At 47.2% G+C, this 11,953-nt stretch carries 11 protein-coding genes; all 11 read right to left on the reverse strand.

Annotation, left to right across the window (positions count from 1 at the left end; all coding sequences use genetic code 11):
* Positions 1–27: 27 nt before the first annotated feature.
* The 11 genes from BLQ32_RS02325 to BLQ32_RS02375 all read right to left on the reverse strand — a co-directional run bounded on the left by BLQ32_RS02325 (position 28) and on the right by BLQ32_RS02375 (position 11,859).
* Entirely contained in the window at positions 28–231 is a 204-nt protein-coding gene (locus BLQ32_RS02325) for a thioredoxin family protein (protein WP_051413909.1), read from the reverse strand.
* 208 nt (positions 232–439) lie between these two features.
* The gene (locus tag BLQ32_RS02330; protein ID WP_074508942.1) at positions 440–1,180 is read right to left on the reverse strand and encodes a hypothetical protein; all 741 of its coding nucleotides are present in this window, start codon (positions 1,178–1,180) and stop codon (positions 440–442) included.
* A 95-nt stretch (positions 1,181–1,275) separates the two neighbouring features.
* Positions 1,276–1,974, reverse strand: coding sequence for an aspartate/glutamate racemase family protein (locus BLQ32_RS02335; protein WP_053166540.1), 699 nt, complete (start codon positions 1,972–1,974; stop codon positions 1,276–1,278).
* Between the two features lie 135 nt (positions 1,975–2,109).
* Positions 2,110–2,847: an SDR family oxidoreductase gene (locus tag BLQ32_RS02340; protein WP_053166541.1), complete on the reverse strand. Its 738-nt coding sequence runs from the start codon at positions 2,845–2,847 to the stop codon at positions 2,110–2,112.
* Between the two features lie 12 nt (positions 2,848–2,859).
* The gene (locus BLQ32_RS02345; RefSeq protein WP_074508943.1) at positions 2,860–4,593 is read right to left on the reverse strand and encodes a M28 family peptidase; all 1,734 of its coding nucleotides are present in this window, start codon (positions 4,591–4,593) and stop codon (positions 2,860–2,862) included.
* Positions 4,594–4,636: 43 nt separating this feature from the next.
* The gene (locus BLQ32_RS02350) at positions 4,637–5,905 is read right to left on the reverse strand and encodes a hypothetical protein (RefSeq protein ID WP_053166543.1); all 1,269 of its coding nucleotides are present in this window, start codon (positions 5,903–5,905) and stop codon (positions 4,637–4,639) included.
* Positions 5,902–6,636 carry a creatininase family protein gene (locus tag BLQ32_RS02355; RefSeq protein WP_074508944.1) on the reverse strand — a complete coding sequence of 245 codons (735 nt, stop codon included), beginning with the start codon at positions 6,634–6,636 and terminating at the stop codon, positions 5,902–5,904. The genes BLQ32_RS02350 and BLQ32_RS02355 overlap by 4 nt, the downstream gene beginning before the upstream one ends.
* A gap of 16 nt (positions 6,637–6,652) precedes the next feature.
* Complete coding sequence (locus tag BLQ32_RS02360; protein ID WP_074508945.1) at positions 6,653–7,783, reverse strand: M20 family metallopeptidase; 1,131 nt, start codon at positions 7,781–7,783, stop codon at positions 6,653–6,655.
* Positions 7,784–7,797: 14 nt separating this feature from the next.
* Positions 7,798–9,180, reverse strand: coding sequence for an Asp-tRNA(Asn)/Glu-tRNA(Gln) amidotransferase GatCAB subunit A (locus tag BLQ32_RS02365; RefSeq protein ID WP_074508946.1), 1,383 nt, complete (start codon positions 9,178–9,180; stop codon positions 7,798–7,800).
* Between the two features lie 3 nt (positions 9,181–9,183).
* Entirely contained in the window at positions 9,184–10,134 is a 951-nt protein-coding gene (locus BLQ32_RS02370; protein WP_053166547.1) for a M14 family metallopeptidase, read from the reverse strand.
* 96 nt (positions 10,135–10,230) lie between these two features.
* Positions 10,231–11,859, reverse strand: coding sequence for an ABC transporter substrate-binding protein (locus BLQ32_RS02375; protein WP_053166548.1), 1,629 nt, complete (start codon positions 11,857–11,859; stop codon positions 10,231–10,233).
* Between the last annotated feature and the right edge of the window lie 94 nt (positions 11,860–11,953).

The following is an 11,953-nucleotide window of genomic DNA, read 5'->3' on the forward strand; positions in this document are numbered from 1 at the left end:
CCGTTAGAGGAATCCTGTTTTTTCATATTACGACTGCGCGAATTCTTTTACAGCATCATCCGGGATAAACCCGACTGAACGGTTCGCTTCTTCGCCGTCTTTTATCAAGATCAAAGTCGGAATGCTCTGGACACCGAATTGCCGGGCAAGTTCCGGCGCTTCATCCACATCCACTTTGTAAAAATGCACTGAATCGAGTTGTTCAGCTACGTTTGAGACCACCGGCCCCAAGAAACGGCAGCTTGGTCACCAGTCGGCAGTGAAATCGAGAACTACCGGTTTGTTGGCGTTTTTTACAAGCGTGTTGTATTCTTCTGTCTTGATTGATTTAACCATCTTCAAACCTCCCTTGATTGCTCTTGATGTTACTTGTTCAGTGTAAGGGCTGGCGTTTTTTCCATCAACCTATCTGCTCTGGCCGGACTAAGAATGCTTAGATTTACGGCTGGACGAACTTCTCGACGGCATCAGGCAGGAATGCCTCATCCCATGGATACCACAGCCATTGCCCGTTTTCGTTGTAAAGGTAAAATGCATGGGCAAACGGCTCATCGGTGTAAAGGATCATTCGATATAGTTCCGGGTCCGGCCGGTTGGCATTCTGGGCTTTTGGTACAACGTCCTCCGCCAGCAATTCTTTGAATTGTTCCAGCTCCCGTTTTGTGATGCGATTCAGCAATTCCGGGTTTTGTTCTCCAGTGTAAAATTCAACAGCCTTCACTCGATCCAACTCCACGTCTTTGAAATGGTGAGGGAAATCTTCCTCCGCTTCTTCTGCCAGGTACAGGCGGTAGCCATTCACTTCTTGCTCGTCCTTCACTGCCAGGAAATCCGGCATTTTCTTGACTTCATAAAGAGCGGTGCCTTTTTCCCAGAAAGCGGCGTCTCCGTTTTTCACCTGGTAATTGGTGCTGTTGATGTTATCCGCTACTTTAAAACCTACTTCTCCGACCTTCCTTCCAAATCCGTTCTTTTCGCTGAGAACAGCCGTATCGACTGCCGTATAATGCTTGCCTTCAAATTGGACAAAATCCACCCAATCGATGACGGTGGCCCCTTCTTCTGCCGCCTGCAATTTCTGTTTTTCGGTTTCATCCACTTCCGCATTGGCTGCCGGAAAGTCCTTTTGGCAAGCCGCTAACGCCATCGCAGCCATCATCAATATCACGAGTCTTTTCATCCCTCTGTCCCCCAATAGTCGCTTTATAGAGAAGACGTCCCGAGGGAATAAATGGTTACAATAGTATTTACTTGAAAGCGATGATTTAGCAGAATTTATTGCTCCAATATGGCCGCTACAATGGCTTCGACATGGATTTCCGTTGTGTTCAGCTGCGGAATTACAGAATCTTCGGGTTTGATTAGCATCGGCAGTTCCGTGCAGCCAAGAATGACGCCTTCGATGCCGTCTTCTTCAACCATGCGGGACACAATCTTTAAGAAAGCTTCCTTTGTATCGTCTTTGGCCACGCCTTTTTCCAGTTCCTCGACAATTTTCTGGTGGATGAACTCCTGCTCCTGCTGCGTCGGGACCACAATTTCTTTTTGCCGGCCGTTGAATACTTGCTGAAAAAAATCATTTTCCATTGTGAATTTGGTGCCAAGCAATCCGACTTTACCAAGCTTCATGTCATCAGCTGCCTGGACACTTTCCTCCACAATGCTGATCAATGGAATTTTTGCTCTTTGCTGGACCGCTTCAAAGACGATGTGTGCCGTATTCGCCGTCAGCACAGCGAATTCCGCTCCGCCTTTTTCAAGAACGCCAACCGCTTCTGCCAGATAGTCCGTCAGTTCTTCTGTTTGATTATTCTCAAGCAACTCAAAGATTTTGTACATATTGATGCTATTGATCAGGAATTCGGGCAAACTTTCCGGATCTTCTGTCTTTTCCTGGTATTTTGCAATGATGGATTGATAGTAATCCACGGTAGCTTCCGGCCCTGTGCCGCCGATCATGCCAAGCTTTTTCATAGGTTTCTCTCCTTTGCTGATGTAACTCTGTCTATCGTTTCCTATACCCGTTATTTCCACCGCCTCAACAATTCAGCTGTGCACCTTTATCAGGGCAATAAAAAAAGGAGAAACCGAAGTCTCTCCTTTCACGCTTTATCCCTGATTGGTCGGGCGGACGATGATTTCATTGACTGCCACGCCGTCCGGCTGGGAAGCTGCGTAGTAAACGGCGTTCGCCACATCTTCGCTCGTCAGCGACGGAATATTCGGGTCTTCGAAACGCGGCTTGATGTCCGGGTCGGTAATGAAGGAAGCCAGTTCCGTCTGGACAACGCCCGGGGAAATGCTGGTCGTTTTGATATTCGTCTGCGCGAGCTCTTTGCTCAAGCCTTCCATGAAAATCCGGGCCGCAAATTTTGTGCCGGAGTAGACTGTTCCGGAAGGAAATACATTGTGCCCGGCGACTGATGACGTCGTAATGATGTGGCCGCTGTTGCGTTCCTGCATATGCGGCAGGACTGCCGCAATGCCGTACAGGACGCCTTTGACGTTCACATCAACCATGCGGTCCCATTCGTCTATTTTCAATTTGTCCATAAACGACAAAGGCATCAGCCCCGCGTTGTTGAACATGACATCGATTTGGCCGTATGTATCAATCGCAAACTCCGCCAGCTCTTCAACTTCAGAATAAGACGTGACATCCGTCACTTTGATGACCGCTTCGCCGCCTTCCTGCTCAATCGCTTCTTTTAGGGTTTGCAGCCGGTCTTCACGTCTTGCCGCGAGCACCACTTTGCCGCCTTCGCGGGCAAACTTTTTCGCCGTCGCTTCCCCGATTCCGCTTGATGCCCCGGTGATGATGATCACTTTTCCTTCAATAGTAGACATTGCCCATCCTCCTTAATAATTCACCAACAATCGTGCAGTTTTTATAGCTTGCAAAAGTCCGTATTCCACTTTGTTCAACCGTCTTTTAAGGATGGTCTGCCACTCAAGTTCCGTGTCACTTCCAGGCGAGGTTTCTGCCAGCAAAATGACGTCTTTTAGTAACGGCAGCACCGGCTGATTCATTGCCAGATCCTGATCATAAATATCGCCGTTGACATAATTGAGTGGTATGAGCTGATGAGAAATTTCCAGCATCTGCTGATTTATGCTTTTGGCATCCTCATCTGGCCAATCCGTTTCTAACACAATCTGGTTTATTTCTTCTCCCAGCTTTTCAAGTGTTTCCGCTCTCTCTAAGGCTTTACGGAAATCCAGGCGGTTGCCTGCAATTTCCGCATACCCTTCCAGTGCACTTTTGAGTTCCCGCACCCCTTCTGCATGGTTTAAAGGCATCACTTTTCGAGAACAGGCGTCGTAGATAACTGAGATATACACCTGGCAGTCCCGGCGCAAATTTTCTTTATCCAGTTTGTCGAGTGTATCTTCCGTCGTATGCCACCACCAGCCAAAACCTCCTGATTTCACACCGCCAAATAGCTTTACCAATGTGCGGGAAGCTAAGTCATCGCTTAATGGCTGCTCCGACAATCCCATAAACAGGGCCGGAACGCCCGCTCCCCAAAATGACTGGTCTCCGCCGCGCCCGAATCGTTTACCGATAAATTTTTCGCCTGTCAGCGCTTCAACAAATGAGCCGCCGTATTTTTTGGTTTCTGCCATGCAATTGCTTTCCCCAAGAATTGCAGCACCTTTTCCGCCGACCGAATCGATGTAAACATGCAACAGGCAATTTTCATGAATGTCTTCCCAATGGCTGTCGCAGTAATGCGTCGATCCTGAATAGCGGCCATGTGAATGCCCCGACCAGAACACAATGCGCAAACTTCTTCTGAGCGGCAGCTGCTGTTCTTTTATTAGCCGGGCCACTTCAAGCATCGTGGCGTTTGCACCAGCGTTATCCATGGCTCCGTGATGCCAGGAATCAATGTGTCCGCTAAACAGGATAAATTTTTCGGGCTCAACTTCTCCTTTAATCTCAGCTACCAAAGTAGGAATGGGGCGCCACCCCGTATCAACCACTGTTTTTAGCCAGGCATCCAAGCCTTCGGCATCCGCTTCGAGTAAAGTTTTTAAACGATTCCCTTCATCTTCAGCAACCGAAATTACCGGAATTAACGGAAATTCCTTTCGAGTCTCAGGCGTCGGGTTGCCCCAGACCCTGGAGATGGTCATCTCATGGGTCCATGGCCCATTGATGAAAATGGCTGCCAGCGCACCGCTCTTTTCAGCTATTTCTACCGCGCCCGGCGTGGCAATTCCTTCTGTCAGAATGATTTTCCCTTCCGAAGATAGAATGCCTTTCAGTTCCTTCACATAAAGAAGTTCTCCGTTTATGCCTTCTTCTCCTGTCGATGCGGACATAGAATGTGTTATACAGGCGAGATTTTCACCTTTAACGGTCAATTCGGCTTCTACCGGCAAGCTGATTAAGCCTTTATGAAAACTCAATTCTGTTTCCGCACCAAATTCATCCATTTTTTCTTTAGCATATCGAAAGGCGCGGAGTTCTTCTTCCGAACCCGACAATCTTACTTCCGCGGACAAGCGTTCTGTAAAAGCCATCAGCCGGTCTGCCGATACCGCTTCAACCAGCTTCAGATGAGGTTCCTCCAGTTTAATGGCCATTCCGAATCCCCCTTTTTAAAACATTCATTGATGGAGATGTTCTTTATAAGACAAAGTCTTCCTTGCCGGTTTTCACCTGTTCAAACGGCTGGAATTGAGTTCCCGTTAAACCGCTGACTGCATCAATGAACGTATTTGTAGTATGCGGAGTATCGTATAAAATCTTGAAAAAGTCTGCCCGCTTTTCTTTCGCCACTGCATCGTAAGCTTTTCCGACCATCCAGCGTCCATAATAATAAGAGGGGTAATACGTTTTCTGAATCGGATCCGAGAAAAAGCGATGGCAATTTTTCGCTTCAATGGCACTCATAAGGCCGGTGTCCATCATATAGTGGATGGCTTCTTCTTTATTCATTTCTCCATTATTGAAAGCGCAGCAGGCATTCGTCATGGCCATCCGCTGCATATCAATCCAGTCGCGCGCCAATTTGTAGTGATGCTTTTGCAGCGACGTAATGCCTTCCGTCTCCTCTTCATCCCGGTCCCACCCCAGAAAATGAAGGGCACTTTCCGGACCGCCCTCGAACAGTGCATTCGTCGGTGAATTGATCAAGTAGTACGAAGTTTCAATCGGCAATTTGCCTTGCTTGTACAAATAATCCCACCGGCAATAAAATGCCTGATGCCCCGGGTATCCTTCGTGAGTCATAATCTGGGCAAGCACCGGTTCTGTCCAAGGCCGGTCGATGTTAAACGTCAGATTGCCGCGGTAATTTCCGGTGTATTTTGAATAGCCGCTCCAGAAAACCCCGGTAATCGGCTTAATGGAATCAATTCCGTCTTCTTCCGGCAGCCCGATAATCCGCTCCAATGTACCCGCTTTACTTTTCTCCTTCATTGACTCAGCCACCTCCACCACTTTTTCAGGTGGAATCAATGTCTCTTCAAGCCATTTTTCCGCTTTTTCCTTTAATGTACCTTTATATCCAAGATCGGCCAAGCCTTGCTCGACCAGTTCTTTTTGTTTCGATATAGTTTCCGGTCCAATCTGTGCTACAGGAAGTTCCTGAATATTCGCGATGTACTCGGAATACGGCAAATCATCTCCCTGCAAACTCCGGCAAAAATAGCGATAGGCATTGGCCATCGAGCGAAGGTATCTCCCTGGATGCCCTTCCAGCCCTTTAAGTTCATGATCCACTTCTTCTATTTTGCGGCTGATTTCCTGCAAGCTGTTAAGCGTCGGCTTGATGTCGCTGTAGCTGGCTGTAGCCACTTCCTGGCTGTACATCTTTTGGGTCTGCTCATTCAAACTTAATACGATGTCGACAATTGCTTCCCCTACCGGTTCAGAAGTCCAACGTAACGTCATTTTATCGTCCCCCTTTGTTGTTGCTCAAGTTCCCACAACACTTCGATATCTTTCAAAATCAGCTCAGTCAACAGCTCATATAGTTGCTGGCCTTTTTGGACGGTCGCTGCTTCCGCATTGCCTGAAAAAGCCTCTGGATACAGCACCGCTCCCCCATCTTTGAACCTGAAGCGCTTCGGAAGCGGAATTTCGTGGCTGCCGACCCCTTTCGTAAAGGCATAGTTTTCATCGATTGCCAAAACCAGTGAGGTTTCGTCTTCCCCGGCATGGCCTGGATCCGGCGTAATCCGTTTAATGTCTTCCCGGTAATCGATAAACCAATTGATCGTCAGGCTCCGAACCCCTATATCCGCCAGTTTTTCTGTCACGACATCCAGACTCGAATTATTGCCCCCATGGCCATTGAATAGAATGATGTTTTCAAAACCATTTTGGTAAAAGCCACGGCAAATTTCGAAAACATAGTTTGAAAAAGCCTGTGCAGATACATCAATCGTCCCAGCAAACGGGGCAAGTCCCCAAGAATGTCCATATGCCACTTCCGGAGCCATCAGGATTTTATCGCCTGCGACTTCTTCCAGGCGCCGGACAAATTCTCTTGGAATCAGGACATCCGTGCCCAGTGCACAATGAGGGCCATGCGCCTCAATCATGCCGATCGGCAACAGCACTGTATTGATCTTTTTTTGAATGGCTTCAAATTCCCTTAAATTCATTGTCATCATGTCCATAAGCGATACTCTCCTTTCAATTCATGTGGCGTTTGATCAATTCCGCAAGAAGGGCTGACCGGTAAGGTAGATTTTCAAGAATCACATGTTCATTCTCCGCGTGAGCTCCGTCACCTACCGGACCGAGGCCGTCAATCGTCGGAATTCCAATCGCAGCCGTCAAATTCCCATCACTTGCGCCGCCCGAATTGCCATGCTCCAACTCATATCCATGGCCTGCTGCTATTTCTTTTAATTGCTGATAAAGTTCCATGACTGCATCTGTTTGCTCCATTGGATAGCGATTGATATCCCCTGTCACTTCTACTTCGGTTCCTTCAATGAATGGTGTCCGGTTCAAGATAGCGGATTTCAGCCGTTCTCCTTGCTCAATATTCCGGAAACGCAAGTCAATATCAGCTTCTGCAAAAGCAGCTACTACATTCGTCCGGCCACCGCCTGAAACAGTGCCGATATTGATGGAGATGTTTTCCTCTTGATTATCCAATTTTTTTAGTTGCGCAAGCTGCATTACCAGTTCATCGATGGCGCTTGCGCCTGCCCATGGATTAATGCCGGCATGGACAGGTTTCCCTCGGACGCTTATTTTAAAAATCCCGATTCCTTTACGGGATGTTTTGACCGCTCCGGTAGTGGAAATGCTGGATTCCGGCACTAGCACTAAGGCACTCTTTTTGGCTTCTTCTTCTATCAAGCCCCTCGATTGGGCACTTCCGATTTCTTCATCAGAAGTTACAAGAAACACGACCTTTCTTTTCCCTTCTTCTCCAATGTGCTTTAATGCGCGAAGCGCCCAAAGGACAATTACCAATCCGCCCTTCATGTCAAAAACGCCCGGTCCATACAATACGCCTTCTTCTTTGCGAAGAGGCAAAGCACCCTGATCCCACACGGTATCGTAATGGCCGATGATCAAAATCTGTTCCGCCCCGCTTCCATAAGTAAAACGGTATTGATTGCCCACTTCTTCTTTTACAATGGTTTCTGCAGTGCCGCCGACTATTTCTTCAAACAATTCTTTGAGTACTGTCCCGCATTGATCGGCAAGGGGCTTATTTTTTGAAGGAGACTCTGCCTCAACTAATTTCTGAAGTGCAGACTCCATTTCTAGCTGTTGGCCTTTCAAGTAATCCAATATATCAGGCATCGATTCAATTCCTCCTATCGGGTAACAATCGGCGGGAACTTCATTTCCCTTGTTTGTTCAAGTGCATAAGCTGATTCAAGCAGTTCCATGTCTTGAAAATGCGGCGCAATCAGCTGCATCCCGATGGGCAGACCATTTTCCGCAAATCCCATATTCAATGTCAGTGCCGGATGCCCCGAAATATTGAATGGTCCTGTAAACTGCATTTCATCCAACTCTTCGCTGCCAATCACCGGATCTTCTTCAGGTGCTTCAAACGCCACGGTCGGCGTCAGCAGTATATCAACTTCATCGAATAACTTTGAAACGCTTGCTGTAAACCTTTTGAGGTCCCTTAACCCGTTTAAATAATCCACCGCTTTGTGCTCCATGCCGAGTGCAATTTGCTGATAGGTCAATGGTGCGTAGTCATTTTGCCGGCCAAACCAGTCCTGGTGGATTTGTGCCGCTTCCGGCAGAAGGACATTCATGATGATATCTTCCGTCCGCTCCCAATCGACAATATCAATTTCCTTCAGCTCCCAGCCGAGTGACTGGATTTGTTTTAATGTATCGTCATAGACCCGCTTCACATCCGGCTTCAATCCACTTAAACTTTTTTCAGAAAGGATACCCACCCGCTTTTTCCCAAGATTTTTTCCAAACTCTCCTATTGAATATCGGCCAATGCTTTCAGCTCTCGAATAAGAGTCTTTCGGGTCATAGCCCGCTATCGCCTCAAGTACAATAGCAGCGTCTTTTACCGTTCTTGTAATCGGTCCGGCATGGTCGAGCGACCACGACAGCGGAAAGACACCATGTGAACTGACGAGCCCGCGGGTCGGTTTCAACCCAATGGTTCCGCAGTAGGAAGCAGGGATGCGGATGGAACCACCGGTATCCGTACCGAGAGAGAAGCAGCCGATTCCGCTCGCTACCGCTGCCGCTGATCCACTCGATGAACCACCAGATGTCTTGGCAGTATCCCATGGGTTATTCGTTTTTCCGAAATCCGGATGGACGATGCCATAGGCGAATTCCAACATATTTGTCTTGCCGATCAAGACACTTCCGTTACGTGAAAGTTTCTCGATGGCCGTGGCAGAAAAATCCGGCTTAAAATCTTTCAAGACATTTGATGCGCATGTCGTTAAGATGCCTTTCGTGTAAAACAGGTCTTTTGCGGAGTATGGAATTCCAGTTAATAGATGAACTTTGTCACCCTTCAAAAACTTTTTTTCCGCTTCCTGTGCCTGTTGATAAGCATCCCTTTCCAATAGTGTAATAAAAGCATTGAGTTCCGGTTCGAGCCGCCGCTGCTGTTCGAATGCGCCCTTGGCCACTTCAACAGGTGATACTTCTTTTTTACGGTAGAGTTCTGCGATTTCTGTAATGGATTGGTTCAATAATTTTTCCATGTGCTATGCCCCCACTGCAAGCAAAGGATCTGTATCATTAATCGCCAATGAGCTGACCAGAAATAACACGGTGCCTTCTGTATGGGAGACAACTTCTTTGACCGTATCCCCGAATTCGTTCGCCAGCTTGCCCAGAACTTGCCCTTTGGCTACGGCATCTCCTATCTGTACAGCGGGATACCAAAGCCCTTTCCTGTCCGATCGATACCAATCAAATACCGAAAGAAAGGTGGAGTCGCTTTTTTCTGCTTCGCCTTCCAATAGTCCGAGAGAAATTAAAATATTTTTCACACCTTTTTGCAGAAGAAGCGAATGTTCCTCACTCATGATTCCTTGCTGCCCTGCTTCGGCAATAATGGCCGGAATCCCTTGCTCGGCAGCACAGCCATATGTAGAACCCGGCACTTGCCCTTTGCTTCCGATAACGTATTCGATGTCAAAAAGAGAAGCGATTTCTTTGGAAGAGTTTAAAACCTCTTCGTCTTCGGTTACATGGTAAATGGTGAATGGCACTAAAGCTTCAATCATATCTCCTCCATGAAGGTCAATGATGTAATCCACTTCTTTAAACACAGACTCATTCAGCCAATAAGCCAACCGTTCGGCATCTGTCCCTTCTTTTTTTCCTGGAAACACCCGGTTCAGGTTTTTCTGGTCTCCTGGATGCACATAGATGCTGCGGGCATAAAACGAAGCCGGATTGGCGATCGGCAACACTATTATTTTCCCTTTGACTTCAGCTGGAGTGATGGAAGCGCCAACTTTTTGCGCTGCATCAATGGATGTATATTCACAGCCATGAATCCCGCCTAATACCAATACTTTCGGTCCTTCTGCTATGCCATTGACCAGAAATGCCGGCAGCTTTTCGGCAATGGTCGGCAACTCTAAATACCCTTTTTCTTTTTGTCCTTCAGCAACAGATAAATTCCGGATTCCCCAGCCATTGCTCATCGCTTTCACCTTCCGTTCAAGGATTTTGGTTTTTAAAATGGTTTTTGCTAAAAAAAGTGGGATGCAGCTGCAGTTACACAGCCGCCCCCCTTTTCCTTACTGTTCTTTTGTGATTTTGTGGAATGGCACATACCACGTGTTCATCGGATTCAGCTCGTAACCTTTCACCCAGCTTCTTACAGGAGCCTGAATCTGCGGTTGAGCCACGAAAATGTATGGAACTTCTTCTGCCATCGTGTTTTGAATTTCTTTGTAATTGTTTTCGCGCAAGTCTTCATCTGTACTTGTTCTAGCTTCTTCCAACAAGGCATCCACTTCCGGGTTTTCATAGAATGCCAAGTTGAAACCAGGCCCCTTGCTGGAAGAATGTGCGAAATACCATAAGTTGTAATCTGGATCCGGATAGTCCGGTGTCCACGAAACGAGACCGAAATCGTGTTTGCCGCTTGTCACAAGATCCAGGAATGTCGGCCATGCGTATGTCTTGATATTTAATGTAACGCCTACTTTTTCAAGATCCGACTGCAGCAAAAGCGCCGTGTTGCTTCGGACTTCATCATCTTCAGAAATGGCGATTTCGAGTGTCAGCCCTTCCGCTTGTCCAGCTTCTTCTAATAACGCTTTTGCTTTATCTAAATCGTATTCATAAAGTTTTGCATCGGGGCTAAAACCGAACATGCCTTTTGGCACCGCTCCTACGATTCGTTCCGCATTTCCTAAATAGACGCTTTCAAGCAGTGCATCATAATTGATGCTGTGGGCAATCGCTTGACGGACTTTCACATCGGCAAGCGGACCGCTCTCGATATTCATCGGCATGTAGTCGATTTGGAATCCGGTTGCCTTCACGACTTCAATTCCATCGGTGCCTTCCATTTGTCCCAGCACTTCCGGGGAGACCATCGTATTGTCGATCAAATCAATTTCACCTTTTTCAAGCATCAGGCGGGCTGTTGAAGCTTCAGAGACAAATCGGATATTAACCGTTTCCATGGTCGGCTTTTCCCCCCAATAATCCGGGTTCGCTTTCATAACCAAGGTTTCGCCTCGATCCCAACTATCCAGGATATAAGGGCCAGAGCCCATTTCGGCTTCAGCCAGGAAACTTTCTCCCAAATCATCTCCGTGGTTTTCTTCCAAAGCCGGATTGATGATATTGGCAAAAGCAGTTCCCAATGTGCTGATGAACGGCGCAAATGGCTCTTTTAACGTAATCTTGATCGTATGATCATCGATAATTTCAAAACTGTTTTTATCAATGACTTTGCTGAAAATACCTGCTGCTGATTTCCCGACGTCAATTGCCCGCGTAAAAGAATACTGTACAGCTTCAGCTGTTACGGGGGATCCATCGTGGAACTTGGCATCTTTGACCAAATGGAATGTATATTCCATGCCATCTTCTGAAACGTCCCAGCTTTCTGCAAGCATTGGCTGCGGTTCTGTTGAAGTTCCGTCATACGTTACCAGACGGTCATACATCATGTAAATGACACGGAACGTTGTATTCGCTGCTTGTCCATGAGGATCTAAAAGCGGTATATCTTGGTTGGTGGCAAAATTAAAGACATTTTCATCAAAGTTCTCATTGGATGCTGCCGGGTCCGTAGCATCAGGCGAATCGGTACTTTCGGCATCTTCGCTGTAATTCTGGCATCCGGCAAGAGCTAATATGGCAATGACGAAGAACAATAGCAGTTTTGACCATCGGCTTTTAAAATTCATTGTATTTCCCCCTTATTTTTTATACTGGCCATTCCATAAGATACCGTCCGCTCTCAACCTCAGCCCTCCTTTCGATCAATTCATCCTAAAACGG

This window comes from Planococcus glaciei, from assembly GCF_900099655.1.
GTDB classification, from domain to species: Bacteria; Bacillota; Bacilli; order Bacillales_A; family Planococcaceae; genus Planococcus; species Planococcus glaciei.